This window comes from Novosphingobium sp. BL-52-GroH, from assembly GCF_044813085.1.
Taxonomy (GTDB): Bacteria; Pseudomonadota; Alphaproteobacteria; order Sphingomonadales; family Sphingomonadaceae; genus Novosphingobium.
In genome coordinates this window covers 424,496-449,846 of sequence record NZ_CP171150.1, presented here as the reverse complement: position 1 = coordinate 449,846, position 25,351 = coordinate 424,496, and the positions used below count along the sequence as shown (strand labels likewise).

Here is a 25,351-nt window from a genome sequence, read left to right as displayed (position 1 = left end):
GAGAGTCACGCTTGAAAACGGGCGCAGCCATAGTGATCGATCTGGGCAAGACCCTGAGCAAGGTAACGCTCTGGGACAAGGCCGGCCGTCTGCTAAACCGACAGGTTCGGCGTAATGCGCCCGTCGTGATCGGCGCGGCACGACATCTCGACGCCGAAGGAATTGCCGCCTGGCTCGTCCGTGCGCTGGCGGCCTATGCCGGCCACCCTGTTCGTACCATCGTCCCGGTCGGACACGGTGCTGGCGTAGCGATCCTGCGGGGCGGCAAGCTGGCAGCGATGCCGCTCGATTACGAATTGCCGATCCCCACAGCCGTCATGGCGCGCTACCGGGCGCAGCGCGATCCGTTCGCGGTGACGGGTTCGCCCGCATTGCCGGGCGGACTCAACATCGGCAGCCAGATGTGGTGGCTTGAGCAAGGTAACCCGGCCGCATTTGACAGTGCAACCCTGTTGCCTTGGGCGCAGTACTGGGCGTGGTTCCTGACCGGCAATGCGGTCAGCGAAGTGACTAGCATGGGCTGTCATTCGGACCTGTGGGTGCCTGCCACCGGCTCTTTTTCGCCGATGGCTGAACGGCTGGGCTGGGCCGACCGCTTTGCGCCCATCGCCCGCTCCGGTGATGTCGTGGGCACCCTGCGGCCGGCAATCGCCAGGCAGACCGGCCTGCCTGCCAGCGTCGAGGTGCTCGCCGGGCTGCATGATTCCAACGCCGCGCTCCACGCCGCGCGCGGGTTCGCCGAAATTGCCGACAACGAGGCGACTGTGCTGTCCACCGGCACATGGTTCATCGCGATGCGCCGGCCGGCTTCGGATGCCTGCGCGCTCGTCCTGCCGGAGGACCGCGACTGCCTAGTCAACGTCGACCTCGAAGGCCGCGCGGTGCCGTCGGCCCGATTCATGGGCGGGCGCGAAATCGAGAGCGTGATCGAACTCGACACCCGCCGGATCGACATCAAGCCCGACCAGCCCGCGCTCGTCGCCGCCGTCCCGAGGCTGCTGGCAGGGGGCACGATGATGCTGCCGACCCTCGCCCCCGGGTGCGGACCATTTCCACATGGCGCCAACGTGTGGCGCGCCGAGCCGGCTGATTGGTATGCCCGCCGCGCCGCGATGTGTCTTTATGCCGCGCTGGTCGCCGACACCTCGCTTGACCTCATCGGCGCGTGCGAGACGCTGCTGGTCGAGGGGCGCTTTGGCGAGGCCGAAGTATTCGTCCGCGCACTCGCCGCGCTGCGACCCGGCACACGCGTCATGACCGCCGATGCGCACAATGATGTTTCGTTCGGCGCGCTGCGACTGATCGATCCCACGCTCAGGCCCGCCGGTGATCTGCGAACGATCGAACCACTGGACGGCGACCTGCAGGCATACCGCGACCGCTGGCGCACCGAGATAGCGTCGCAGGAGACTGCCTCATGATCATCGCCAACATCGCGGATTTCCGCGAGGCCGCGCGCCGCCGCCTGCCGCGTTTCCTATTCGAATACATGGACGGCGGCTCCTATGCCGAGGTCACCTTGCGGCGTAATGTCGAGGACCTGGCCAATATTGCCCTGCGTCAGCGGGTATTGCGCGATGTGTCGGGCATCGACCTGTCGGTGGAACTGTTCGGCCAGCGCCAGAGCCTGCCGGTCGCGCTCGCTCCGATCGGGCTGGCCGGGCTTAATGCCCGCCGCGGCGAAGTGCAGGCGGTACGCGCGGCAAACAAGGCCCGTATCCCATTCACCCTGTCGACCGTTTCGGCCTGTCCGCTAGGCGAAGTCGCGGCGGCGGTAAGCAGTCCGTTCTGGTTCCAGCTGTACATGATCCGTGACCGCGGGTTCATGAAGGACCTGCTGGCTCAGGCGACCGCCGCTGGCTGCTCGGCTTTGGTTTTTACAGTCGACATGCCAGTGCCGGGCACCCGCTACCGCGACTATCGGACCGGCCTTGCCGGGGCGCCCGGGCTCAAGGGCGCGGCGTGGCGCGCGACGCAAGCCTTGTCCAGACCGGTCTGGGCATGGGACGTCGGGCTGATGGGCCGCCCCCACCATCTCGGCAATGTCGCGCCGGTGCTGCAGGGCAAAACCGGGATCGAGGACTTCTTCGCGTGGATGCGAAGCAATTTTGATCCGGCGATCTCGTGGCACGACCTTGAATTCATCCGCGCGGAGTGGAGCGGGCCGCTGATAATCAAGGGCATCCTCGACCCTGAGGACGCAAAGGAAGCCGCGGCGTCAGGAGCGAACGGGATAGTAGTCTCGAACCACGGCGGCCGCCAACTCGACGGGGTTCTGTCAACCGCGCGCGCCCTTTCCCCGATTGCCGATGCGGTCGGCGACCGGCTGACCGTGCTGGCCGACGGTGGCGTGCGTTCAGGGCTCGACGTAGTGCGCCTGCTCGCGCTGGGCGCGAAGGGCGTGCTGCTGGGACGGGCATGGTCTTATGCACTGGCCGCCGGCGGCGAGGCCGGAATAACGAAAATGCTGGGGCTGATCGAGGCCGAAATGCGCGTCGCGATGGCGCTGACCGGCACGACACGGATCGATCAGATCGACAGGACGATTTTGGTGGGAGAGTACTGAAATGACCACAGCTACCGGTGAAGAGGACCATTGGCGGGACACGATCCTCGCCGGTCTCGCCAACTACATCGATTCAGGCTCGATCGTCGCTGGGTCGGTGGCGCTGGCGCTGTGGAAGAATATCTACGGTCTTTCCGACAGCTTCATCGGCCTGATTGCTGCCTTCAGTGCCAATGCCATTTCCGCCGGAATCGGAGCGTTCATCGGCGGCTGGCTGTGTGACCGTCTGGGCCGGAAGAAGATCTACCAGTACGACATGCTGTTCTACGCGTTCGGCATGCTGTTCCTGATCTTCGCCAGCGCGGCGTGGATGATCATCGCTGGGTTCCTGCTGGTCGGCCTGGCGGTCGGCGCCGACATTCCGGCGAGTTGGTCGCTGATCGCCGAACAGGCCCCCGATACCAGGCGCGGCGCCCATTCCGGCGTAGCGCAGGTGCTGTGGTACCTCGGTCCGGTCATCGTGCTGGGCGCGGCCTATTTCCTCAAGCCATTTGGCATCGACGGCATTCGCTGGCTGTTCATCCACCTTGCCATCCTCGCCCTCGGCCTCACATTCCTGCGCAGCCGGATGAGGGAATCGCAGCGCTGGGAGGAAAGCCAGGCTGCGCGCGCCGACCGGCCCGCCGGGATCGACTGGCACGAACTGTTCAGCGCCAACTACCTCAAGTCAATGCTCTATCTGATCTGCATGTACGGCCTGTGGAACCTGTGGGCCGGTTATAACGGCTTTTTTACGCCGTACCTGATCCAGCAGAACCACCTGCCGGTCTGGGCCGAGACCGTGGTCCCCGCCAGTTACTTTGCCATCGGCATCGTTTCGATCCTGACCATCTTCATGACCCTGTCCGACCGAGTCAACCAGCGCACCATGTTCGGCATTTCGGCGATCCTCCACATCGGCGGGATGATGATGCTGGCGGTGCTCCCGTTCACCCTGCCGGTCGTCATTGTCCACATCCTGATCATGGGGATCGCCGGCGGTTTCGGCGCTCAAAGCTTTTTCCAGCTGTGGAGCGCGGAGTTGTTCCCCACCTCGATCCGCTCCACCGCGCAAGGCGTCACCTTTGCCGTCGTGCGGATCGGTCTGGGCGTCTGGAGCCTGGCCGTGCCCACATTGGCCTCGGCTGACTTCAAGACGCTGGCTTGGATTCTGACCGGGTTCCTGGTCGCTTCAGGGCTGATCGGGTACGTCTGGGCGCCGCGCAATGAGGGCAAATCGCTTGAACAACTGCAGGTGGAGCGGCAAGCAGCGGCATGATCCGATTGTCGAAAGGGGTTTGCCACGATGCATGCAGCTGAACGCGAACGGCTGATCATCAATGCGATGCGGCCTTCCGGGTTCGTATCCTACCGCGAACTCGAGGCGCTGCTGGAAGCTTCCCCCGCAACGATCCGGCGCGATCTTTCCCGCCTTGAGGAGGAAGGGCAGATCGTCCGCGTCCACGGCGGCGCAAAGCTGGTCGGCGACGAGAACGACGCCAAGGGATCACCACTACGCTTGGCGGGCACTCCGTTCGAACAATCGATCACGCAGAACCTGGCGGCCAAGCAGGCCATCGGCAAGGCCGCGGCGGCGCTATGCCAGCCCGGCGAAGGCATCATGATCGACGGGGGCACAACCACACTGCAGATGTGCGCGCATCTGGCCGAACTCAACCTGCAGGTGCTCACGAATTCGCTGCACATCGTCAATGCGCTGCTCCCGCAACCCGGTACGCGCATCCTGGTTCCCTCCGGCGCGGTATTTCGTGAACAGAACATCATCCTGGCCGCCGCCGGCGAGGAATCGATGCCACGCTTTCACGCGCCTAAATTGTTCATGGGCGCGGCCGCGGTCGGGCCGCTGGGCGTAATGCAGCAGGACGTTGTCCTCGTCGCCGCGGAACGCCGCCTGATGGACCGCGCTGAACAGGTCATCCTGCTGGCGGATTCCACCAAGTTCCAGTCATCATCGGGCACGATCGTCTGCGGCCTTGGTGAGGTGGATATCGTGATCACGGATCAAGCCATCACCGCCGATGCTGCTGCGGTGGTCAAATCTGCGGGCGTTCACCTTATCATTGCAAAATAAACAGGCGCCATCACGCAGAGTCATTTCACCCACTTCCGAACCGCCAGTGCCCTTGTCGGCAAAGTCGATCCCGCCCGAAGCGTGAATGCCCGACATGTTCGGCGCCACGGTCGAGATGTTGATCACGCCCGCCGATGCGCCTTGGCCGAACAGCGTGCCCTGCGTGCCGCGGAGCACTTCAACCTGACCCAGATCGAACAGGACCGGGAAGGTGAGGTTGCCCTGCGGCACCTGATCGATGACGAAGGCCAGCGACGGCGAAACCGTTGCGTTACCAATGCCGGTGCCAAAGCCGCGCAGGCGGGCGCCGCCGTTGACTTCCCCGCCGTTGGTCTGGCTGATTTCAAGCTCAGGCGTCACGCGCTGCAGATCGGTGATCGTGCGGACCTGATCCCGGTTGAGCTGGGCGGAAGTAGCCACCGCAACGGCAGAGGCACTTCGATCAGGCTTTCTTCACGCTTGCGCGCGGTCATGATGATTTCGTTCGAACGGTCGTTGGCAGCACCAGACTCGTCGGCCTGCTGATGTAAATATGCAGTCCGTCCGCCTAAGCACTTAAAATATAAGTGCTTTCAGAAAGGCTCATTCAACCGGCCCAGCGCGCCTTCCAGCAGTTCGGCAAACCGTTGGGGCGAGCCGTGGTTAAGCTGCAACTGCCCCAGTGACACGCTGGTTTCGATAACGTCGCGGCATCGCTCGAAGCGCCGTTCTTCGTAAGCGGCCAGTCCGGCGGCCACGCTATCGGCCCGGGCCAGCTCCTCGGCCAGCACGATGCCGCTTTCCACCGCCATGCCAGCGCCTGAAGCCAGATGCGGGGTCGTCGCGTGGACGGCATCGCCCACAAGGACGATGCGCCCGTTCGACCACGGTCGCGGCTGCAACGCGGCTGCCAGCGGCCGGTAATTGATCCAGTCTTCCGGCGTCATGTTGTCGCGGATCCAGCCAGCGTGTCCGCCGAAATCAGCGAGCTGCGCCTTGAGCGTCACGAATAGTTCTTCGTCCGTGAAATGCTGTTCCCGCGACTGGTGCGGCGTCAGCATCCACATGTAGATCGCGTCCGGCCCGCAAATGGTGATGCCGCACGGATTGTCGTGGCCGAGGTAGAACTCGCCCATTTCCAGCGTCGGCGGCCTGCGGATCGAAATCCGCCAGCAACCCTGCCCAGTGGGCACCGCCGGCGCCATGTGCGGGAACGCCAGTTCCCGCAAGCCGGAAAACACGCTGTCCGCGCCAACGACCAGATCATACGATCCGGTCGAGCCATCCGAATACGTCACGTTGACCTTCGGACCAGCCTGCTCCAACGCAGTCACCGTCAGGCCCAGCCGCACCGGAATGCCCAGCTCCCGGACCCGGCTCTGCATAATGCGGTGGAGCACCGGGCGCATGATCCCGCCGGTCGCCGGCAAGCCTTCCTCGATCACCGGCTCGTCCAGATCACGAATGTGAGTTCCGTCGAACCGCAGCAACCGCGCCTTATTGGTAATCGCCCCGCTAGATTTGATTGCGTCCAGCATGCCCAGTCGCCGATAGGCGCGCAGTGTCGGCCCCGTAATCGTGATCCCCGCGCCGTAGACGCGCCAGTCCGGATCAATGTCGACCAGTTGGACGACCAGACCCCGTTCGCACAGGCTGATGGCCGTTGCCATCCCGCCGATCCCGCCCCCGACGACAAGCGCCGTTTCCATGCTCGTTATGTTTTCCGCAGTCATGGCGCTGCATCTAAGCAGGGCGAAGCGAGAGGCAAATTCGAAAGACGGATAAGCAGCCATCCACGGAATGGGTGCGACCTGCGCCGGCGCCGCCGTTATTGGATCGACCACAACCAAGCCGGACAAAGCAGGGGAACCAATCGATGCGCGTTGTCATAACCGGTGCGGGCGGGTTCGTCGGGCGCCTGATCTTGGCCCGCTTGCTGGCCCGCGGCGATAGCGTCGCGGCGCTCGATACCGCGCCCGGCAGCATCCCCCGCCGGGGCTGACGTGTTCGCCGGAGACTTTGCAGATCCGGCGATCCGCGCGGCTGCGCTGGCCGGCGCGCGCAACCCGTGCCTGCGGTCGTCTATGCCAGTTCGATCGCGGTGTTCGGCGATCCGCTACCGGCCATGGTTGACGATGCCTCCCCACTCTCGCCCAAGCTCATCTACGGCGGTCACAAGGCGATGATGGAAGATGCGGTCGCGCTGAATTCCAACCGCGGCCTGATCCACGGGGTAACGCTGCGCCTGCCCGGCATCCTCGCCCGGCCCAAAGGGCCCTCGGGCATGAAGTCGGCGTTCATGTCGAACCTGTTTCATGCGCTGAAAGCCGGTGATCCGTTCACCTGCCCGGTTTCGGCCCACGGCACGACCTGGGCGGAATCGGTGTCGCGCTGCGCTGACAACTTCTTGCTGGACTTGGCCATCGACAGTGCCCTGCTGCCGCCAACCCGTGCAGTCACCCTGCCCGCCCAGCTGATCACGATGGGGGATCTGGCGGCCGAAGTGGCCCGCCAGTGCGGCGTCGATCCCGCGTTGGCAACCTACCGTCCGGATGCGGAATTGGAAGCTGCGTTCGCAGCTCAACCACCCGTGTTAACCCTCGCGGCGGAGCATGCGGGATTTGCACATGATGGCAATCTTGCTACACTCGTCGCCAAGGCCTTCGCAACTCTCGACGAAGGCTGACGGGAGATGTCGATGCGGTTCCAGAAACTGGACATGAATCTGCTGGTCGCACTGGATGCGCTGCTGACCGAACGCAGCGTGTCCCTGGCGGCAGACCGGCTATGCCTGTCCCAATCCGCCACTTCCAGCGCGCTGGGCCGGTTGCGCGATTACTTCGGTGACGAGCTGATGATGGTCCGCGGGCGCCAGATGGTGCTGACCGCGCGGGCCGAGGGCCTGATCGAACCTGTCCGTTCCGTGCTGGAGCAAGTCCGCACGACGATCGCGGTTGAGCCGCAATTCAACCCGGCATCGAGCGAGCGGCAGATCCGGCTGATGGCCTCGGATTATTCGACCGAAGTGCTGATGTCCAAGGTCCTGCACGAGTTCGAGACCGACGCCCCCGGCATCCGATTCGAAATCCAGCCGATGAACGACATGCCGATGGATTCGCTTGAGCGAAACCAGATCGACTTGCTGCTCACCATCAACTTCGCTGTATCGCCAGATCATCCCAGCCAGATCCTGTTCGAGGACGATCACGTGGTGGTCGGTTGGGACGGCAATCCGGCAATGCAGCAGGAGATGACCCGCAATCTTTACTTCGAACTTGGCCACGTCACGTCGCGCTTCGGCAAGCAGCGCATTCCTGCCTTCGAAGACGCGTTCATGCGCCTCCAGAAGCAGTCGCGCCGGGTAGAGGTGGTTGCCCCTTCCTTCATGTCGGTACCGGGCCTGATTATCGGCACCCGGCGGATCGCCACGATGCACCGGCGGCTAGCAACCCGGCTGGCACGCATCCTGCCGATCGCCATTCGCGAACTGCCGTTCGACGTCCCGCCAATTCGCGAAGTGCTGCAATGGCACATCGCGAACAACAACGACGCCGGTCTGCGCTGGGTGATCGAACGTATTGCGGCCCTAGCGCACGAAAAGGAACCGGCGGACACCAGCAAGGTCGTCGCGCTCGACCCGATGATCCGGCAAGCCGTACAAAGTGAACTGTCCGGCAATTACCGCAACCGCTCGCGCGATCTGGGCTAGCTTCGCGGCCGCAAATCCATGCGGCCCGGCCATGAAATTCCCCGGATCAATAGCTGGCATGCGATAACATGCGTTTTCGCAAAGCTCCCGTTGCTGCGATAGATCACGCAGTATCTGGGGAGAATTCATGAGCATTCTTGGCGTCGAAAGCGTGATCTTCGGGGTCACCGACCTGGCTGAGCACACGCGGTTCTGGACCGATTTCGGCCTGCCGCTTGAACAGGCCGGGGCTGACGAAGCCGTGTTCCGGCTGGCGTCTGGCAGCCGCGTGGTGCTGCTCCGGCATGGCGATGCGCGCCTTCCCTCCCCTGATCCGTTCCCCGGTGATGGGCTGAAGGAAACCGTCTGGGGGGTCGACACCGCGTCCAATCTTGAGCGGATGGCCGCCAGCCTGGGCGGCGAGGTTGCCGTTACCCGCGATGCCGACGGCACCGTGCGCTGCACCTGCCCCGACGGCCAGCCAATCGCCCTGCGCGTCTGGGCCAAGCAACCGTTCGTCAGCGAGGCCAGCCCGGTGAACACGCCCGGCGCCCATCCGCGCTTCAATCAACACCGGATCTGGCGCAGCAAGGCTATCGCCAAGACCATCAACCACGTCGTATTTTTCTCACCCGACTATGTCGGCAGCTTCGAATTCTACGAACGGCACCTTGGCTTTCGTTACACCGATCACTCGAAGGGCACCGGGATTTTCGCCCGCGCGGGAGGTGCTTACGAGCATCACTCGATCTTCTGGGTTAACTGCGATTTGCCGATCGCGCCCGATCACTTCAAGTTCATGCACATTGCGTTCGGCATGGACGATATCGACGAGGTCATGCTCGGCGCGAACATCATGGAAGCCAAGGGCTGGAAGAACGCGAGCATGAACAGCTCCGGCGGCATTTCCCGCCACCGGATCTCCAGCGCGATCTACTACTACTGCGACATGCCGGGGAAAGCGGGTGAGGCTGAATATCACGCCGATACCGACTATGTGGACGATAACTGGATCCCGCGCGCGTGGGATTTCCGCTTCGGTTCGCTGCTGTGGTCGAACAACGCCCCGTCAATCTTCCGCGGCAACGATATTCCGTGGGAGATGACCTTCGATGCGGATCGCGCCAGCTTTGCGCCTTTCCGCAAGCGCCAGCCGGGCAAGCTGGCCGTCGGTGGCAAGCTGGCGGAAATTACCGGAGCAGACGAGCACGCGATCTAACCAACGGCAGCCCGCCCCGCCTGCGTCATTTCCCGAACAAGCGCAATAGCGTTATTGACACGCCGATGCCGGGCGGCGGCGTCGGAAGGGGCGGGTCTCACACGCATGAACAACAAGGGACCAGATTCGATGCAGCTGAAGCGCGCAAACGGGCGCTGATCTTGCATGCGCGGCAGCAGATCACCCAGTTCGGCTTTCACAACGCAAGTCTGAATGAAGTGATCCGGCTGGCTGGTGGCTCCAAGGCTACGGTGACCAAGTACTTCGGCAACCGCGACGGCCTGTTCGCGGCTGCGCTGGCGCAAAGCGTGCACGATGGCATGGCCGAGCTTGACCTTGAATTGCCGTTAAACGCCGGCTCACTGCTGGCCGGCGTCCGCATCCTCACGCGCGTCCTGCTATCGTTTCACCTGTCGCCGCAGGCCATCGCGACCTATCGCGGCATTATCGCCAGCAGCGGTTCGGGCAACAGCCGGGCCAGCCTGTTTTATCACAGCGGCCATCTCGTCGTGGTTCCCGAAGTGGCCCGGTATCTTGAACGCTGGCGCGGCCGCGGCATTGGCCCCGCCGTCGATCTTGCCGCCGAAGGAGGGCGCCTCACGCACCTGATCCGCAGCGATCTCTACGAACGGGCACTGCTAGGGCTCCAGCCGCTTCCCGTGCCGCAAGCTGAACTAGAACGATTTGCAGATGCCGCCGCGCACTTGTTCGTCAGCAGCATTGCTCAACGAGACAATTGATCCGCCCACCGGATTTGGGTACCAGTGGTACATCAACCAGCGCACATCGCGCTGATACAGACCAGCCAGCGATATGGGAGCGGCGGATGACCTATCTGATGAATGCATGGTATGCGGCCGCGTGGGATTCCGAAGTGGTCGAAGGCACCGTTTTCTCACGCCGCATTCTGGGCCGGCCACTGGTGATCTTCCGCAAGGAAGACGGCCAACTTGGCGTCCTCGACGGGGTCTGCCCGCATCGCTTCGCTCCGCTCGCCCGCGGTCGCGTTATCGGCGATGCCATCCAGTGCGGCTATCACGGGCTGACTTTCGACGGCACGGGCACCTGCATCAAAAGCCCGTTCGGCTCGCCTCCCAAGACCATGTCGGTCAGGGCCTATCCGGTTGAAGAACGCTACAGCATGATCTGGGTCTGGCCGGGCGATCCTGAACTGGCGGATCCCGCGCTGGTGCCAGATTTCAGCTTCCAGGATCCGGACAGGTTTTACGTTGGCCAAGGATATCTCAACGTCAAGGCTGGCTATGAACTTGAAATCGAGAACATTCTCGATCTCAGCCACATCGAATTTCTCCATGCCGATACACTGGGCAGCGGCAAAGTCTCAACGGGAAAATACGAAGCCAAGCAGGCCGGCGAGGTTGTCTGGTCGAACCGTGACGTAATCGGCGAAGTGATGACCGATCAGCTGAGCATCAACATGGGGTTCGAGCCCGGGACCGCAGTCGATCGCTGGATTCACGTCAAGTGGACTGCACCGGCCAATATGGCGCTTTACTCGGGCGCGGTACGGACTGGCCGACCCAAGGAAGAAGGCAATGAGTTTGTCGGCGCTCACATTTTCACGCCAGAGACCGAGCACAGCTCGCATTACTGGTATTCGTCGAACATTCCCAAGGACCTGGGACCCGAAGGCCGCGAAATCGCCAACCGCAAGGTCAATTACCTCAAGCTGCCCTTTGAAACCGAGGACAAGCTTATGCTCGAGGACCAGCAGGCCAACATCGGCAACCGAACGCTCGGTGCGCTCAAGCTGGGCTGGCTGCCAGGCGACGCAGCCGGCGCGCTGGCCCGCAAGATCCTCAAGCAGAAAATCGAGGCGGAGCGCGCAACACTTTCTGTACCAGCCTGACCATCGGCGAGGATAGTTATGTCCAAGGTCATGAAATTCCGCTGATCAGTTGACTATTCCTCCCAGCGGATTAGCATAATCGAACCCGAAAACTCACGAATTCAAGTGAGCGCAAGGGGAGACCGCGTTCGACTTCGACGATCACAATCGCGAGGCATGAGCCTAAGCCACGATCCCGCACCGCAACCGGCCCCGCCCCCACGGCACGGGTTGGCTGGGCGGGCAACCAACCCCGAAAGAGAGAGACCCATGCGATCCATCATCCTGTCCTGTATGCTTCTGGCCACTGCGCCGATAGCCGCCGCGACCGCAATCGCCGCTGCAGCGGAATCCCCGGTTCCAGCCGGTCGCTATGTCATGGACCGCGACCACAAGAAGATCACCTGGGGCGTCGACCATTTAGGCTTTTCAACCTTCACCGGCCGGTTCACCCGGTTCGACGGCACCTTGACGCTTGATCCGGCCAAGCCCGCCAACAGCAGCGTCAACGTGACCATCGACATGTCCAGCCTGGCGTCCGACAACGACAAGCTTGATGGCGAACTGAAGGGTGCATCGTGGTTCGATGCCGCGCAGTTTCCTACCGCGACCTTTGCTTCGACCAAGGTCACGATGGTTGATGCCAAGCACGCCAAGGTAACCGGCAATCTCACGCTGCATGGCGTGACCAAGCCAGTCACACTTGACGTCACCCTGCACGGTGCCGGGATGCATCCGATGATGAAAGTTTCGACCGTCGGTTTCGACGCTACCGGCACGATCAAGCGCTCGGATTTCGGCGTTGCGACGTTCCTGCCGATGATCGGCGACGACATCGCGCTGACTATCAGCGCGGAATTTCAGCTCGCCAAGTAAAGGAATGACCGCCGGCTCCGGCCGGCGGTCAACTCCCCGGGGTTACTTCATGCGGCGCGCGGTCACTGCGATCGTCAGCGTGATCGGTCGGCCCACCCACGATCCCGACGGATCAGAACGGGCGCCCAGCCCAGCGGCGATGCGGTCCACCTTGGTCGTGCCGTTCATCACCGCCATATTGCCCGTGATGCGCAGCGTGAACGGCAGCTTGACCGGAATTGCCTTGCCCTTGATGGTCAGCTCGCCGTCCGCGACATAGCGTCCTGGCCCCGCAGCGGTGATCCGCTTGGTCACGAAGGTAGCGCGCGGGAATCGAGCGGTGTCGAACCATTCGCCGCCGGTGAGCGTCGTGTCCTTGAAGGGGTCGCCAGTCGCCGCACTTGCGGTTGAAATCGTGACGCTCGCGCTCGAATGCGCCAGGTCAGCCGGATCGAACCGGATCGCCGCCTGCCACTGGCTGAAGCGGCCGGTGAAGCCCTTTCCGGTGTAGGTGCCACCAAAGCCGATATTGCTGGACGCAGCCACCGGCGCCCACACCGGCGGCGCGGCCAGCGCGGGAACACTCAAAAACGGCAACACGGCGGCAAGCGCGGGAATAAACTTCACTCTGAGCTCTCCATCTGGGCCGCGCGCGGGGAAATCAACGGTAGCATCCCCGCGAGCACAAAATCGCGGTCAACGAAATGGTGTTTGAGGGCAGCCGCGATATGCAGGCCAAGCAACCCGACCGTTGATACTGCAAGTATCGAATGCGCGGTCATCGAGGTTTCCGCAGCCCATGCTCGAAACGCCTCGGACGCCTCCGCCAGACCCGGCAGATGTGGCCATTCGAACAGGCCGAACCACAGAGTCGGCACCTCGAACGGCGCGTTGATCAGGGTGTTCCAGCCGGTCGAAACATAGAGCCAGCCAGTCAGCGGCATCGCAATCATGATCAGGTAGAACAGCACGTGCGTGACCCGCGCCGCAGCGCGCTCCCACCCCGGCATGCCCGTCGGAAGTGCCGGCGGGCGGTGTGTCAAACGCCACAGCAGCCGAAGAACCGACAGCACCAAGATGGTCAGCCCCACCGACTTGTGCAGTTGGTACGCTTTGAACGATTGTTCCACATAAGCCGGATCGGTCACGTGGCTCGTCATCCACCAGCCCAGCGGAATCATCGCGATGATGGCCGCGGCAATCAGCCAATGCAGCAATATCGCGACGGAGCGATATCGGGGGGTGGGTGTCGTGCTCACGACTGCTCGATCCTTGTGCGCATCACGCGGTGACCAGCGTAACAGCCTTCACGTCAGCAATATGGCAAACGGCATCGCCGCAACTGTTAGCCATTTTGTCCGCGATGAGGTCTGGCAGCGCTTGCTGCGTTCCGATCCGGAACTTGAGCGTCCGCGTTTCAGTCAGACGACCGCATTCACGCATGGCCCGAAGCGCCTGATTGAGGTTCAGGTTAACCGCAATGGTCGAATGAACCATGTTCGGACACAGTATCGAGCCGACGTGATGCGCGCTGGAGGGTGTCAGCTCGCGGGTATCCGATGGCGGGTCGAGGAACACGTGCAGCACAGCACCTGAAGCATGATGCGCAAAATCCAGTTCGACATTCGCCACGAGCGAGGCCGGCGCCGCCTGATAGCTGCATGTCTGGGTCAGCCCGGACGGTACGGCGACCGTGCAGGTTGCAGCCTGGATCGTGCTGATGGCGGGATTGCGAACTTCAGCTGCGAAACGCTGCGGCGCAATCTTTGACTCTGGCGCCAAAGCGACCAGTTCCTCGGCCGTGCCAGGCTGATAGTCATAGTCGAATTCGCCGGGCCATATGTAATCTGCACAGGTGGTCTTTTTTGATGGGGCCCCCTTCTCGTCAATAAAGAACAGGAATTTCTCCTTGGCCCAGGTCTTGTAGTTCGACTGGCCCTCGCTGGATTCCGTCTTGTATCCTTCGGGCAGGATCGGGCCACCGATAGCAGCCTGCTTGCGGACCCACACGTCCCACAATCTGTCGAGGTTGGTGTGATGGAGATAGAAGATCGGGTCGGTCGGGGACATGTTCCCTTGCAGAAAGCCGCCGGGACCAGACCCCATCGGCGCGCCCAGGGGGCCATCTTCGGGCCGTGCTTCCCGCATCAGACCACCCACCACGCCGTGGATGAAATCGTGAGGCTGAGTCTCAAGCAATCCCTTGCTGACCCCGCGATGATGGTTCGATCCCTTGGCGCTGCCAAAAGATTCGAAATCATTTGGGCCAAGCGCCGCCAGCACCGTCTGCCGTGAGGTGGCCTTGCGCACGATCGCGTCAAAGTCAGGCTTTGCACGGGTAAGTCCGCGGGTATGGTTGCGATCGAAAAACCATTTGGATGCTGGCGATTCACCAAGATCGAACCAGAAATCGGCAGGGAACCTATAACCGCGCTGCAGCAGATGCCCGTATTGCGTGTCATGGTCAAAAAGACCGTCCGGCTTTTTCGAGGCCTTCCAGCACGGAAGTCCTGCAACTGTCTTTTCGAATTTGTGCTTGAATTCTTCAAAGCTGCCCAGAAAGGCGGGATGGCTGGGATCAAGAACGTCGTCGAAGAGAGCGTCGGGAATTCGCGGCGTCACGCTCCAGTCCCAGTAGGGAAAGGCAAAATACGGATCGCCGCTCAGGTCACGGACGATGCGTTCGACCATGCCGACAAAACCACGATGCCACGGCAGCAGCCACCAGTTGCCATGTGGACAGTCCATGGCATGGATCATCACGACCCGGTACCAGTTGCGCGGATCAGAAGGCGGCAGCGCGAGCATCGCCCGGATGCCCTTCTTGTAGCTCTCAAGGACACGGGCAGGCGTCGCCGGGTCGTCAACCCGCAAGCGGTGCCAGCGTGCGGGTTTGGTCGGAGGGAGCTGTGTGGGCGAAGCGACCGCCGCAGGTGCGGTTGGCGTGGCGGAAATTGCGCTGCTGACCATTCCGATTGCGACTGCACCAGTCGCTGCACCGAAAAGCGCCTTGCGCCGGGACATCGGCAGCACTTGATCAAGCTCAGTCACTTCCTGACTTCCTTCCCCTGGTTGTTTTTGAGGACCCGAACGCCGTCCAGCAGCACGTGATGTTGGTCGCTCGACATTTCGAGAACCGCTGATGACACAGCTTCTCTCACGCGCGACCGAACCCGCCGCTCAAACACCAAAAATTCCGCTATTCGGAATGTTATTTCATTGAATAATTTATTGGCATGGACTGCGCTTCATCGCAAGCTGAAAGTTGCTCCGAAACCCCGCAATCCCGCTGTTCCTGGCAAATCCGGCAAGCGATCGCGTCGCGCAGAGAATGCGGCGCTCTGCGCTGCGTGTCCACGACCAGCTTCAGCGGAGTGCAGCGACTGCATCGTCCTTAGGGCGATGCCGCTTGACCGCTTCGTGATTGGTCGAATCGTGGCCCATGTAAACGCCGCGGTCCCATGATCGCTTCAGCGGGTCGGCCACCGTCAACTCCATTTCGCCGATCCCGTGAATTTTAATCCGCACGGTCTCGCCATCCTGCAGGAAACCTAATCCCTCATGATTGGTACCGGTAAACAGGACATCGCCGGAATTGAGCGTCATGATCCGGCTGGCAAACTCGACGATCTCGGGCACCCGGTGCTCCATATCGTCGGTGTTGAAATTATGCCGCAATTCGCCATTGTTCCAGAACTGCACGTGAAGGTCGTTCGGCTCGGGGATCTCATCGACAGTCACGATGCACGGGCCCAGCGGCGCAAACGTGTCGAACGACTTGCCCAGCCAGCTCCCTTTCTTCCAGGTGATGCGGCCTTCACCGCGGGCGGTCACGTCGATCCCGCAGGTGTAGCCGAACACCGCATCACGCCAATTTTCCTGTGAGACCTTCTTCGCCGGCCCCTTGATCACCACGACCAGTTCAGCCTCGTGCATGAACGCCCAAGGCTCGTCAAAATCGGGCAGCTCGATGGTGTCGCCCGGTCCGACCACCGCATCCGGGTTTTTCATGAACATGTTGAGCGGGCGAGCTTCGCGCTGCGCGTGCTCCCAGTAGTTCGCGATGCAGTTCAGAATCTTGCCTGGCCGGGGCAACGGCGGCAACAGCCGCACCTTGTCCAGTGGCAGCGCCTTGCCAGTTTGCGCCAACGCTTCAAGCGCCGGGCGCAGATCGTCGAAACCATCGATCACTGCGGTCATGATCGCTTGATCGCTCGCGCCGGCCGGCTGCAGATCGCCGAAAGGGATGACCCCGGCTTCGGTCAACAGTCCGGCCTGGGCCCGGCCATCGCGCTCGGCGAATAGTGCGAGTTTCATTGCTCTTCCCGTCCTTGTTCCGCGGCGCTCTTATCCAGAAACCGGACTTCCGGCCGCGTTTATCCGTTGAGTGGAGATTTTCTCCGGTGTTTGCCGGCTGGGCGGTCGCGAGTCAATATCACGCCCGGGTTTTGGCGCAGCTCCCTGGATTTTCAAACGAAACGCGGTGTATTTGCAGCCACATCTCCGCTTCGACGGCGAAGAGCTTCGCCGAACAGGCGATAAATTGGCGCCGATCCTGCCCTTCCACTGCATCACCGTTGGTTGACCCGAAATTATGTTCCGCTATACGGAAGATCGGGCCGCGCCATCAGCGGCCATCTGGTGAGGACATACAGATGAAGCCGGACGGACAATCCGATACGCTGAAGCGCGGGCCGCTCAGCGGGGTTCGGGTGATTGATTTTACCACTTTCCTGTCCGGACCCTATTGCACGCAGATTCTTGGCGATCTCGGTGCCGAGGTGATCAAGATCGAACCGTTCGACGGTGACAGCAGCCGGTCGATCCCGCCGCATTTCGTCGGCGATGACAGCGCCTATTACTTGTCGACCAATCGCAACAAGCGCAGCATCGCCCTGAACCTGAAGATCCCGGCCGCTGTCGAAGTCGCGCGGTCACTGATTGCGACGGCCGATGTGGTGGTGGAAAATTTCCGTCCCGGCATCTGCAAGAAGCTGGGGCTGGACGGGCATGGCATGCGCGCGCAGCAGCCTTCGCTCATCTGGGCAGCCATCAGCGGTTTCGGCCAGGAAGGCCCCTGGCGCAATAATCCCGCCTACGACATGATCGTCCAGGCGCTCTCCGGCGTGATGAGCCTCACGGGTGAGGTGGACCGGCCCTCGGTGCGGCTCGGCATCCCGGCCGGCGATATCATCGCCGGGATGTACGCCGCGATTGCGATCAATGCGGCACTGGCTGATCGGGCGCGCACCGGAACCGGCGCAATGATCGATATTTCGATGCTCGATGGCCAGCTGTCCATGCTATCCTATCAGGGCCAGTATCACCTGGTCTCTGGCACCCTGCCCGGCCCGCAGGCTGCCCAGCACGATTCCATCCCGACCTACCGCTCGTTCACCGCGGGCGACCACCGCGAACTGGTGGTGACGGCCAATACCCAGCGCATGTGGGTGGAGCTGTGCAATGTGCTGGGCCTGCCGGACCTGCCGGATCGTCCCGAGTTCAAGACCGGCGGTGACCGGCTGACCAACAAGGACGCGCTGTGGATGTTGCTGGAACCCGCGTTCCTTGCCCGCGATGCCGCCGCCTGGGCCGCAGCCCTGTCAGAGCGTGGCGTACCGGCGGCGTTGATCAAGGACGTATCCGAAGCAATCGCAGACGCGCGTGATTACGGCCGCAACATGATCGTGCCGCTTACTCACGCTGATGGCCGCGCGATCGAGATGGTCAGCACCCCGATCAAGATCGAAGGCGTCACTCCGCCGCTCGCCTTTCCGCCGACGCTGTCGGAAGATGCGGATACTTATCTGACCGAAAGCCTGGGCATGGATGCAGCAGCAATCGCAGAACTGCGCCGTACCGGGGCTTTGCTGACGGTGCCGGGACAGGCAAACTGATCTTCCGAGGAGACGCCACGATGTACCTGCGGACTTCGCACATGTCGCCGTTCGGACGGAAAATCCGGATGGCCCTGCACCATGTCGGCCTTGGCGAGGTGCCGGTCCACAATACCAATTTCCTCGATCCGGCCGATCCCTTGCGGACGGAAAACCCGCTCGGCAAAATGCCGGTGCTCACCCTCGACGATGGCCGCCATGTCTACGACAGCCGGGTCATCATCCAGTACCTGGATCTGTTGGTCCCGGGCAAATTACTGCCGGCCGATCCTGATCGACGCATTGCCGTCCTCAAGCGCGAGGCACTCTGCGACGGAATTTGCGATGCCGGCGTGCTGATCGTGATGGAAGGCCGGATGCGGCCGGCGGATAAAAGCCACCAGCCGTGGATCGATCATCAGCGCGCCAAGCTGGTGCGTGGCTTTGCCGCCATTGCCGCCGATCTGCCCTATCCCGAAACGATCGATGCGGGCACCATCGCGCTCGCAGCCATGCTCGCGTGGGTCGAAATTCGCAAACCCGCTGATTGGACGGATGGCCATCCAGAATTCCGCGAATGGCTAGATCGTTTCGCCGCGGCGATGCCGGCTTTCGCGCTGACTGCCCCGCACGTCTAGATAAATCAAGGTATTGCCATGTCACGCCTCAATGCCACGCACGATTCCGCCCGCACCAGCTGGGTCGCCTCCGCCAAAACCCCCGGTACGGACTTCCCGGTACAGAACCTGCCGCACGGGGTGTTCAGCACCGCCGGGCTAAGACCGCGCGGCGGCGTTGCCATAGGTGACATGATCCTGGATGTGGCTGCCGCGCTTGATACTGGCCTCTTCCCCGCCGCTGTCGCCGACATCGCGCGCGCGGCGGCCGAGCCCACGCTCAATCGGCTGGCGGACATGGGCCGCGATGCCGCCACCCGGCTGCGCCTCGCCCTGTTCGAAATCCTGGCCGAGGACGGCGCTCATGCCGCTGCCGCAAAGGCCCAAGCCGGCGCGATTCTCGTACCGATGGCCGGCGCAACCCTGCACTTGCCCGTCGCGATTGGCTCATTCACCGATTTTATGACATCGGTCCATCACGTCACAGCCGCCCGCCGGTCGCGCCCCGCCCGCCCGCTTAATGACAATTTCCTGCACTTGCCGGTTGCCTACAACAGCCGCGCCACCTCGATCACCATTGACGGCATACCGTTCGAACGGCCCTACGGCCAGCGGCGCGAAGCCGATGGAACGGTGGTCTACGCCCCCACAGCTCAACTGGATTTCGAAGTCGAGTTCGGCGCCATCGTCGGCCGGGGGAACTCGCTGGGATCGCGTGTGGCACTGGATGAGGCTGACGATCACATCTTTGGCTATGTCCTCGTCAACGATTGGTCGGCCCGCGACACGCAGATCTGGGAACAGCGCCTCGGGCCGTTCCTCGGCAAGGCCTTCCGGACGACGATCTCGCCGTGGATCGTCACCGCCGATGCGCTGGAACCGTTCCGCTGCCCGGCCCCGCCACGCGAAGCGGATCAGCCCCAGCCCCTGCCCTATCTCGATAGCGACACCCATCAAAAATCAGGCGGTCTCGATATCTCGCTGGACGCATTTCTGACGACCTCAGCCATGCGGGCGGCAGGCGCCCAACCGGCGCAGATTGTCGCCAGCCGCCTGCTCGACTGCGCGTGGACCATCCCGCAAATGCTCACCCACCACACCTCGGGCGGGTGCAATCTTCAGCCCGGCGATTTGTTGTCGAGCGGCACAGTTTCGGGCCCCAGCGACGAATCGGCCGCGTGCATGTTTGAAATCACCGCCGGCACGCTACCCATCGATCTGCCGAACGGTGAACAGCGCAACTGGCTGGAGGACGGCGACGAATTCGTCATCACCGGCCGAGCCGAGCACGACGGTTATGTCAGCATCGGCTTCGGCCGGTGCGGCGCGGAAATACTGCCAGCCGCCTGATTCCCGTTCAGCGCAGGGGAACCAGCTTCCCGGCATTGCCCAGGATCGTCTCGATCTGATCCGCGGGCAGGTCGCTGCCGCGGATATGGTCGAACGTCTGGCAGTAACTCTCATGGTGCAACAACACCGGAAAGTCGCTGCCGGTCACTATCTGGCTTGCGCCAAATGCCTCGACCGCAGCGATCAGTGCCGCTCGTGAGCCCCAGCCCACGGTGTCGTAATAAAACCGGCGGGCCGTGACGCTGGGCTTCTCGGCGAGGTCCTGCTGGGGCATCTGCCCGTCCAGCCTATTCAGCAGCATCGGCAGTATCCCGCCAAAATGCGGCACGATGAAGCGGATATTGGGAAATCGTTCCGGGATCCGCGCTGCCATCAGATGCAGCACCACCATGCTGTCTTCCAGCGAGGCGCCAGCGCAAACCGTCAGGCCCCATTCGTTGACGTGGGGCGAATCGATGCCCGTCTGGCACGGGTGCAGAAACACAACCGCGCCGCGGCGATCGAGTTCGGCATAGACCGGGTCGAACTTCGCATCGGCGACGCTACCGCCAAGGCAAAAGCAGCCGATGACGATGCCGCGCCCGCCCAGCTCATCCAGGCCGCGACGCAGTTCGTCCAGGGACTCGGCGATGTGCGGCAGCGGCAGCGAAATCCACAGATCCAGCCGCTCGGGATACTCCGCATGCAGGGCCGCATAGGCATCGTTGATCTGGCGGCACGCCGCCACGCCTTCGGTCACATCGTCTGAATAGGGCGCGTTGGTGGGCGACAGGATCTGCATCGCTACCCCCGCCTCGTCCATCATGGCAAACCGTTCGGCCATCGTCACGCGCTCGGGTTGGCCAGTGAAGCGGTCCTTGTATGATCCGCCAAGCGTCTTTGATCGGACCAGATAGTCCGCGGGAGTATGGTGCGCGTGAACGTCTACTATCATGGCCTCTCCTGCCTCAACTTGCAATTATTAACTTCACCATGAATTACGCGTTTGGCGTCCGCAAGGAAACTCGTTTATCGCCGTTACGCCCGTCAAATTGCGTGGCGGCGCGCTTTTCATTTCCGCCGTTTCAGGCCATGTCGCAAAGTCTGAACAGAAAGCCCAGCCTTGCCGACCACCGCAAAAGTACCCCGCCGCAAGCCCGCGAAACCCGGCACCGTTGCCGCCCCGAGCAGCCGACTGGCTGGTCGCCCGGCCGCCGGCGGGGGCGATGCCGTTGGTGCGGCAACCTTGGTTGATGCGGTGTGCGATCTGCTCCGCACCGTCTCGCCGGACAGAATCACCCGCGCCGCGGTCGCGCGCCATGCCGGTGTCAATCCGGCGCTGATCAACTATCATTTCAAGGACCAGTCTAGCTTGCTGCGGGCCGCAGCCCGCGGCCTGCTGGCGCGCTTCCAGGATGAAGTCGCCCGCCCCCTCGCCCGGATCGAAAGCGCCGAGGAACGCCTTCGCGCGCGGATCGAAGGGTTCCTTCGATTTCAGATCGCCTACCCGTTCTTTCACCGCCTGGTTACCGAGGAAGTGCTCAGCGCCCAGACACCCGAGGCTGGCGAATTGCTTGCGGAAATGTCGCGGCGGGGCGTGGCCGATTACCGCGCCATCCTGCTTGCGGGCGAAGATGCAGGCACCATGCGCCATGTCGATCCGGTGCTGCTCTACCTCACCATCGTCGGCATGGTCGAACAGGCCGCCATCGGCCGGCCGATCTTGATGGCCGCGGGACACCCGCTGGCGACAGCCGATGAATATGCGAAGCGCTTCGCCGATTTCATCAGCGATCTGCTGCTAGGCGGGCTACGCTCGGACGGAACTCAGCGCAGCGGGGAATAGGGTCGCGGCAACCACAGGTCACCTTCCTGATATGCGAACAGCGGATCGATCCGCGCGCCCAGCGCCTGAAACCGCGCGTCGCTACCCATCCGTTCCCGCCGCCGGTGGCGTTCGCCATCGCTGCTGTAGGCAAACAGCAGCAGGACGCGGTTGGCCGGCCCGGTATCGGCCGTGAAATAGCACACCGGCCGCTCGGCAAACTCGTTGATCAGGTCGCAGCCTTCAGTGGCCAGCAAGTCCAGCACTTGCGGCAACATGCCGGGATGCGCCGTATAGCTCCGCAGATCGAACACCATGCCGTCCGGAACAGCGCCGGCCAGCCAGGTGCGGTCGGTCAACTGCTCGAAGTCATTCAACGCTGAAAACGCCGTCGCGCGCAGGATCGTGTTGCTTTGCTCGACAATCGCCTGGCTCGCCCCGCGAACGAACGACAGCCACTCCGGATCGCCGCGCAGCCCGCGGCGGCATTCGTCCCGGTGGTCCGCATCGCGGTAGGCGAACAACTGCAGCGTCCGGTTCTGCAGCCCGCTGCGCGCGGTCAGCACCCCGACAGTAGTCCCCAGATGGCGGGACGTGATGGGATAGCCAACCTCGTCATAACTTCGCAGGAACGCACCGAATTGCGACGGGACATAGCGATAGACGCGCATGTCGATGATCATCCCGAGTCCCCTCAATGCTCCGTCCGAAACCGGGTTAAAGCGGCGCCGCCACCGTTTCCAGCATCTTCACGCGCAAGCTTGCGTGATCGGCAGCGGGATCGCGCGTCATCTCCCAATTGCCTACCTGGATCGAAGCCTCCCAGATGAACTTGCACCGCTCGTACCGCCGTTCCATGAACTGGTTCAGCATGTCCTCCACGGGCAGATCCGTCATGGCGAGTTCGGCGAACACCACGGCATCCTCAACCGCCTGCGCCGCGCCCTGCCCCATGTGCGGCGTAGTGGCGTGGGCGGAATCGCCCATAAGCAACACGCGGCCGCGGTACCACGGTGCCGGCATCAGCAAAGCTTCGAGCGGCCGATAGACCACCTGCGAGCTGTCGGTAATATACTTGTCGCGCGCTTCGCCAACATAGCCGCCGAACCCGGCCAACCGTTCACGGAACAACTCTGCCAGGCGCTCGGGCGGCATCTGCGGATTGCCCTTCTCCTCGCGGACCATAAGGATGTACATCGTGTCCGGGGTCAGCGGGACGAAGCCGGCCTTGCCGCCATCGCCGGAATAAAGCGCCGCCACATCAAGGCCTTCAGGCCGCGGCACGTTATAGCGCCACACGCCCTGTCCGGTGAACTCGGGCTTGTACTGTGGGCCGAACACGCTGGCGCGGACTTTGGAATAAACCCCGTCGCAGCCCAGCACCACGTCGTAGTCGCGCTCCGTACCATCGGTAAATGTTACGTGTACATGATCGCCGCGCTGGTCGATCTCGGTAAACGTCACGCCCAGCCGGATGTCGGTCGTGGTTTCATGCACCGCTTCGGTCAGCACCTTATGCAATGCCGGACGGCCCATGCCCAGATCGGACGGATATTCATCGCCGGCGATCCGCGGCCCCTGCACGTGCTTCAGGCACTTGCCGTCGGCGTCGCACATCTCGACTCCGCGATAGGGGAAGCCGGCGGCGACAAGTTTGTTGGCGAGGCCCAGTTCCTTCATCGCGCGGATCAGGTTGGCCTGCACGATAATGCCAACATGATAGACGGTGAACTTCGTGTTGATCTCAACCAAGTCGACAGCAATGCCGCGCCGGCTGAGCGCGATTGCCGCGGAAAGGCCGCCGATGCCGCCGCCAACGACCAGAACCTTTTTCAGCGCCATGACGTTCTCTTCCCGCTATTTATACGTGTTCCAGCGGCGGCAATTTCGTCGGGATCACCCCGGTGGCCGACCACATCGCCGAATTTTCGCGGCTGAATTCCAGCTCGCGCGGCACCCAGTTCTCGTCGACATGATCGACGTCGCAGGTGAATTCCAACTGGCCGCCCAGCGGGCTCTTGAAATACCAGAAGTAGTTGGAGCCCAGCTTGTGCCGTCCCGGCCCCCAGTGCGTTTCCCAACCCTTTTCGGACATCCGCATTCCGCCCAGCATCACCTCGTGAAAATCCGTCACATAGAACGCCACGTGGTTCAGGCCGGACTTCTCCTTCTGCACGGTGAAGACGCTGTGGTGTTCGCGCGCAATGCTGGTGCGCAGGAACGCGCCGGTGTTGCGGAAGGAATCCGATACGATGAAGCCCAGCCGCTCGACATAAAACGCCCGCGCCTTGGGCTCATCAGCACAGTCGAACACCACATGGGCAATCCCGCGGGGCCGCACGCGCTGGGCAAATTCCACCCGTTCGTTGACCGGACGCTGAAAATGCCCCGGCACGTTCGCGGCTGGCAACGGCTCCGCCTGCGACTGCTTGGTGGCCAGCCGGAACGCGATGGCCACGCCATTGTCGTCGCGCGTCTGTAGCAATCCATCAACCAGCGCAGTGTCGCGGTCCTTGCCCAGTTCAGCGGCGATCAGATCAAGCGTTTCGCTGTCCTGCACGCCCCAGATCACCTGGCGCAGCGTTGGCCCGGGAATGTCAATGGCCGGCAGGCTGGGATCGTCAAGCCGCTTGATCTGCACGGAAGAACCATCAAGCGCGGTCAGCACCGGCGCAGATGCCGCCGAACTCGGCACAAGATCGAGCCCGAAATCCTGGCAGCAACGGACGCATTCCGCGATATCCTCGACCCCGAAGACGAGCGCTTCCACACCTACGATTCGCATCTGATCTCTCCTTGCCGCCCAGTTTATTCACGCATGCGTTAATTTGCAAGCGCGAGGTTCCCTAAAGGGCGAAAGATCTCAGGCGATAATAAGCCGCTAGGTACGCGGCAGCGGCGGTGTAACCCCGGCCGGCAGGGGTACCGCATGGGCCACCAGCGTCATCGCGACATTGCTGTAATGGCCGACCAGCACCGTCAATTCCACCAACTGGCGCGTGCCGATCAGTTTGCGCAGCCGCGCATGCACGTCGTCCGAAACGGAACGCTTTTGCAGCAGTTCGCGGACATAGGCATAGGTCGCTGCCTCGTCGGCTTCGGCAAATTGCGGACGCTTGCCGTCACGGATAGCATCGATTGCCTGCCGTGAGATCCCGGCTGAAACCGCCTTGCCTTCGTGCGCCCACCACTCGAACTGCGAACTCCAGTCGCGCGCCACGATTAGGATAGCCAGTTCCCACAGCCGCTTGGGCAAGGCGCTCGCCTCCAGTGCGATCAGCAGCCGTGACCATGCCAGCGCAACTTCGGGCGTATCGATCAAGGCAATGCGCGGGCCGATGGGCGCGCCGAAAAAGGCCATCGCCTGATCGAAGACAGCCACCTGCTCGGCGGTCATGTCAGCCCGGTCCGGCAGCGGCAGCCGGGAATGTGTCGCGTTGGTATGGCTCATGGTCAAATTACCCGGGACAAATGAGA

Annotated in this window: 25 protein-coding genes and 1 pseudogene; 15 read left to right on the top strand and 11 right to left on the bottom strand. The window is 62.6% G+C overall.

Annotation, left to right across the window (positions count from 1 at the left end; all coding sequences use genetic code 11):
* The first annotated feature begins 11 nt into the window (after nt 1-11).
* From ACFFDA_RS09790 to ACFFDA_RS09775, 4 genes are read left to right on the top strand one after another with little or no spacing between them, the layout of a single operon-like run.
* Nucleotides 12-1,421 (top strand): FGGY-family carbohydrate kinase, encoded by a 1,410-nt coding sequence (locus ACFFDA_RS09790; protein WP_404478501.1) that lies wholly within the window; start codon nt 12-14, stop codon nt 1,419-1,421.
* Nucleotides 1,418-2,566, top strand: a complete 1,149-nt coding sequence (gene lldD / locus ACFFDA_RS09785; RefSeq protein ID WP_404478500.1) for an FMN-dependent L-lactate dehydrogenase LldD — start codon at nt 1,418-1,420, stop codon at nt 2,564-2,566. Before ACFFDA_RS09790 ends, lldD begins: the two co-directional genes overlap by 4 nt.
* A gap of 1 nt (nt 2,567) precedes the next feature.
* Complete coding sequence (locus tag ACFFDA_RS09780; RefSeq protein ID WP_404478499.1) at nt 2,568-3,824, top strand: MFS transporter; 1,257 nt, start codon at nt 2,568-2,570, stop codon at nt 3,822-3,824.
* 27 nt (nt 3,825-3,851) lie between these two features.
* A complete protein-coding gene (locus ACFFDA_RS09775; RefSeq protein WP_404478498.1) occupies nt 3,852-4,637 on the top strand; it encodes a DeoR/GlpR family DNA-binding transcription regulator in 786 nt (261 codons plus the stop codon).
* A gap of 135 nt (nt 4,638-4,772) precedes the next feature.
* On the opposite strand, the pseudogene ACFFDA_RS09770 reads toward ACFFDA_RS09775, so the two are convergent.
* A pseudogene (locus ACFFDA_RS09770) lies at nt 4,773-5,066 on the bottom strand (TonB-dependent receptor plug domain-containing protein); the annotation flags it as partial.
* 143 nt (nt 5,067-5,209) lie between these two features.
* A complete protein-coding gene (locus ACFFDA_RS09765) occupies nt 5,210-6,325 on the bottom strand; it encodes an FAD-dependent monooxygenase (protein WP_404478497.1) in 1,116 nt (371 codons plus the stop codon).
* 167 nt (nt 6,326-6,492) lie between these two features.
* Here ACFFDA_RS09765 and ACFFDA_RS09760 point away from each other — a divergent pair, with 167 nt between their 5' ends.
* From ACFFDA_RS09760 to ACFFDA_RS09730, 7 genes are all read left to right on the top strand, one after another.
* On the top strand, nt 6,493-6,618 hold the full coding sequence (locus ACFFDA_RS09760; protein ID WP_404478496.1) for an NAD-dependent epimerase/dehydratase family protein: 126 nt from the start codon (nt 6,493-6,495) through the stop codon (nt 6,616-6,618).
* 66 nt (nt 6,619-6,684) lie between these two features.
* Nucleotides 6,685-7,302 carry a hypothetical protein gene (locus ACFFDA_RS09755; RefSeq protein ID WP_404478495.1) on the top strand — a complete coding sequence of 206 codons (618 nt, stop codon included), beginning with the start codon at nt 6,685-6,687 and terminating at the stop codon, nt 7,300-7,302.
* A 12-nt stretch (nt 7,303-7,314) separates the two neighbouring features.
* Nucleotides 7,315-8,325: a LysR family transcriptional regulator gene (locus ACFFDA_RS09750; RefSeq protein ID WP_404478494.1), complete on the top strand. Its 1,011-nt coding sequence runs from the start codon at nt 7,315-7,317 to the stop codon at nt 8,323-8,325.
* Between the two features lie 127 nt (nt 8,326-8,452).
* Nucleotides 8,453-9,523 (top strand): VOC family protein, encoded by a 1,071-nt coding sequence (locus ACFFDA_RS09745; RefSeq protein ID WP_404478493.1) that lies wholly within the window; start codon nt 8,453-8,455, stop codon nt 9,521-9,523.
* 65 nt (nt 9,524-9,588) lie between these two features.
* Nucleotides 9,589-10,263, top strand: a complete 675-nt coding sequence (locus ACFFDA_RS09740) for a TetR/AcrR family transcriptional regulator (RefSeq protein ID WP_404478492.1) — start codon at nt 9,589-9,591, stop codon at nt 10,261-10,263.
* A gap of 86 nt (nt 10,264-10,349) precedes the next feature.
* Nucleotides 10,350-11,393, top strand: coding sequence for a Rieske 2Fe-2S domain-containing protein (locus tag ACFFDA_RS09735; RefSeq protein WP_404478491.1), 1,044 nt, complete (start codon nt 10,350-10,352; stop codon nt 11,391-11,393).
* Nucleotides 11,394-11,642: 249 nt separating this feature from the next.
* A complete protein-coding gene (locus ACFFDA_RS09730; RefSeq protein WP_404478490.1) occupies nt 11,643-12,248 on the top strand; it encodes a YceI family protein in 606 nt (201 codons plus the stop codon).
* A 42-nt stretch (nt 12,249-12,290) separates the two neighbouring features.
* Here ACFFDA_RS09730 and ACFFDA_RS09725 read toward each other — a convergent pair whose 3' ends face one another.
* The 4 genes from ACFFDA_RS09725 to ACFFDA_RS09710 form a co-directional block, all read right to left on the bottom strand.
* Nucleotides 12,291-12,854 (bottom strand): YceI family protein, encoded by a 564-nt coding sequence (locus tag ACFFDA_RS09725; protein ID WP_404478489.1) that lies wholly within the window; start codon nt 12,852-12,854, stop codon nt 12,291-12,293.
* Nucleotides 12,851-13,486, bottom strand: coding sequence for a cytochrome b (locus ACFFDA_RS09720; protein WP_404478488.1), 636 nt, complete (start codon nt 13,484-13,486; stop codon nt 12,851-12,853). The genes ACFFDA_RS09725 and ACFFDA_RS09720 overlap by 4 nt, the downstream gene beginning before the upstream one ends.
* A 22-nt stretch (nt 13,487-13,508) precedes the next feature.
* Entirely contained in the window at nt 13,509-15,278 is a 1,770-nt protein-coding gene (locus ACFFDA_RS09715; RefSeq protein WP_404478487.1) for a tyrosinase family protein, read from the bottom strand.
* Between the two features lie 315 nt (nt 15,279-15,593).
* Entirely contained in the window at nt 15,594-16,544 is a 951-nt protein-coding gene (locus tag ACFFDA_RS09710) for a fumarylacetoacetate hydrolase family protein (protein ID WP_404478486.1), read from the bottom strand.
* Nucleotides 16,545-16,882: 338 nt separating this feature from the next.
* Here ACFFDA_RS09710 and ACFFDA_RS09705 point away from each other — a divergent pair, with 338 nt between their 5' ends.
* Genes ACFFDA_RS09705 through fahA form a run of 3 tightly spaced genes read left to right on the top strand, consistent with a single transcriptional unit; the run spans nt 16,883 to nt 20,070 of the window.
* A complete protein-coding gene (locus ACFFDA_RS09705) occupies nt 16,883-18,124 on the top strand; it encodes a CaiB/BaiF CoA transferase family protein (RefSeq protein ID WP_404478485.1) in 1,242 nt (413 codons plus the stop codon).
* A gap of 20 nt (nt 18,125-18,144) precedes the next feature.
* Nucleotides 18,145-18,741 (top strand): glutathione S-transferase family protein, encoded by a 597-nt coding sequence (locus ACFFDA_RS09700; RefSeq protein WP_404478484.1) that lies wholly within the window; start codon nt 18,145-18,147, stop codon nt 18,739-18,741.
* A gap of 18 nt (nt 18,742-18,759) precedes the next feature.
* On the top strand, nt 18,760-20,070 hold the full coding sequence (gene fahA, locus ACFFDA_RS09695) for a fumarylacetoacetase (protein ID WP_404478483.1): 1,311 nt from the start codon (nt 18,760-18,762) through the stop codon (nt 20,068-20,070).
* A gap of 7 nt (nt 20,071-20,077) precedes the next feature.
* Here fahA and ACFFDA_RS09690 read toward each other — a convergent pair whose 3' ends face one another.
* Nucleotides 20,078-21,004 (bottom strand): amidohydrolase family protein, encoded by a 927-nt coding sequence (locus tag ACFFDA_RS09690; RefSeq protein ID WP_404478778.1) that lies wholly within the window; start codon nt 21,002-21,004, stop codon nt 20,078-20,080.
* Nucleotides 21,005-21,172: 168 nt separating this feature from the next.
* Between ACFFDA_RS09690 and ACFFDA_RS09685 the strand changes: the two genes are divergently transcribed.
* Complete coding sequence (locus tag ACFFDA_RS09685) at nt 21,173-21,895, top strand: TetR/AcrR family transcriptional regulator (RefSeq protein WP_404478482.1); 723 nt, start codon at nt 21,173-21,175, stop codon at nt 21,893-21,895.
* Here ACFFDA_RS09685 and ACFFDA_RS09680 read toward each other — a convergent pair.
* The 4 genes from ACFFDA_RS09680 to ACFFDA_RS09665 form a co-directional block, all read right to left on the bottom strand.
* Nucleotides 21,877-22,557 carry an NIPSNAP family protein gene (locus ACFFDA_RS09680; RefSeq protein ID WP_404478481.1) on the bottom strand — a complete coding sequence of 227 codons (681 nt, stop codon included), beginning with the start codon at nt 22,555-22,557 and terminating at the stop codon, nt 21,877-21,879. The genes ACFFDA_RS09685 and ACFFDA_RS09680 overlap by 19 nt on opposite strands.
* A gap of 34 nt (nt 22,558-22,591) precedes the next feature.
* Nucleotides 22,592-23,716, bottom strand: a complete 1,125-nt coding sequence (locus ACFFDA_RS09675) for an FAD-dependent oxidoreductase (protein ID WP_404478480.1) — start codon at nt 23,714-23,716, stop codon at nt 22,592-22,594.
* 19 nt (nt 23,717-23,735) lie between these two features.
* The gene (locus tag ACFFDA_RS09670; protein ID WP_404478479.1) at nt 23,736-24,659 is read right to left on the bottom strand and encodes a VOC family protein; all 924 of its coding nucleotides are present in this window, start codon (nt 24,657-24,659) and stop codon (nt 23,736-23,738) included.
* A gap of 96 nt (nt 24,660-24,755) precedes the next feature.
* Nucleotides 24,756-25,325, bottom strand: a complete 570-nt coding sequence (locus ACFFDA_RS09665; RefSeq protein WP_404478478.1) for a carboxymuconolactone decarboxylase family protein — start codon at nt 25,323-25,325, stop codon at nt 24,756-24,758.
* Nucleotides 25,326-25,351: the final 26 nt, after the last annotated feature.

Coding starts and splice junctions, on each gene's coding strand:
- lldD (WP_404478500.1), top strand. CDS start 1,418: ATGATCATCGCCAACATCGCGGATTTCCGCGAGGCCGCGCGCCGCCGC.
- ACFFDA_RS09745 (WP_404478493.1), top strand. CDS start 8,453: ATGAGCATTCTTGGCGTCGAAAGCGTGATCTTCGGGGTCACCGACCTG.
- ACFFDA_RS09705 (WP_404478485.1), top strand. CDS start 16,883: ATGAAGCCGGACGGACAATCCGATACGCTGAAGCGCGGGCCGCTCAGC.
- ACFFDA_RS09740 (WP_404478492.1), top strand. CDS start 9,589: ATGCCGGGCGGCGGCGTCGGAAGGGGCGGGTCTCACACGCATGAACAA.
- fahA (WP_404478483.1), top strand. CDS start 18,760: ATGTCACGCCTCAATGCCACGCACGATTCCGCCCGCACCAGCTGGGTC.
- ACFFDA_RS09680 (WP_404478481.1), bottom strand. CDS start 22,557: ATGATCATCGACATGCGCGTCTATCGCTATGTCCCGTCGCAATTCGGT.
- ACFFDA_RS09675 (WP_404478480.1), bottom strand. CDS start 23,716: ATGGCGCTGAAAAAGGTTCTGGTCGTTGGCGGCGGCATCGGCGGCCTT.
- ACFFDA_RS09670 (WP_404478479.1), bottom strand. CDS start 24,659: ATGCGAATCGTAGGTGTGGAAGCGCTCGTCTTCGGGGTCGAGGATATC.
- ACFFDA_RS09690 (WP_404478778.1), bottom strand. CDS start 21,004: ATGATAGTAGACGTTCACGCGCACCATACTCCCGCGGACTATCTGGTC.
- ACFFDA_RS09665 (WP_404478478.1), bottom strand. CDS start 25,325: ATGAGCCATACCAACGCGACACATTCCCGGCTGCCGCTGCCGGACCGG.
- ACFFDA_RS09765 (WP_404478497.1), bottom strand. CDS start 6,325: ATGGAAACGGCGCTTGTCGTCGGGGGCGGGATCGGCGGGATGGCAACG.
- ACFFDA_RS09735 (WP_404478491.1), top strand. CDS start 10,350: ATGACCTATCTGATGAATGCATGGTATGCGGCCGCGTGGGATTCCGAA.
- ACFFDA_RS09760 (WP_404478496.1), top strand. CDS start 6,493: ATGCGCGTTGTCATAACCGGTGCGGGCGGGTTCGTCGGGCGCCTGATC.
- ACFFDA_RS09775 (WP_404478498.1), top strand. CDS start 3,852: ATGCATGCAGCTGAACGCGAACGGCTGATCATCAATGCGATGCGGCCT.
- ACFFDA_RS09780 (WP_404478499.1), top strand. CDS start 2,568: ATGACCACAGCTACCGGTGAAGAGGACCATTGGCGGGACACGATCCTC.
- ACFFDA_RS09700 (WP_404478484.1), top strand. CDS start 18,145: ATGTACCTGCGGACTTCGCACATGTCGCCGTTCGGACGGAAAATCCGG.
- ACFFDA_RS09750 (WP_404478494.1), top strand. CDS start 7,315: ATGCGGTTCCAGAAACTGGACATGAATCTGCTGGTCGCACTGGATGCG.
- ACFFDA_RS09710 (WP_404478486.1), bottom strand. CDS start 16,544: ATGAAACTCGCACTATTCGCCGAGCGCGATGGCCGGGCCCAGGCCGGA.
- ACFFDA_RS09730 (WP_404478490.1), top strand. CDS start 11,643: ATGCGATCCATCATCCTGTCCTGTATGCTTCTGGCCACTGCGCCGATA.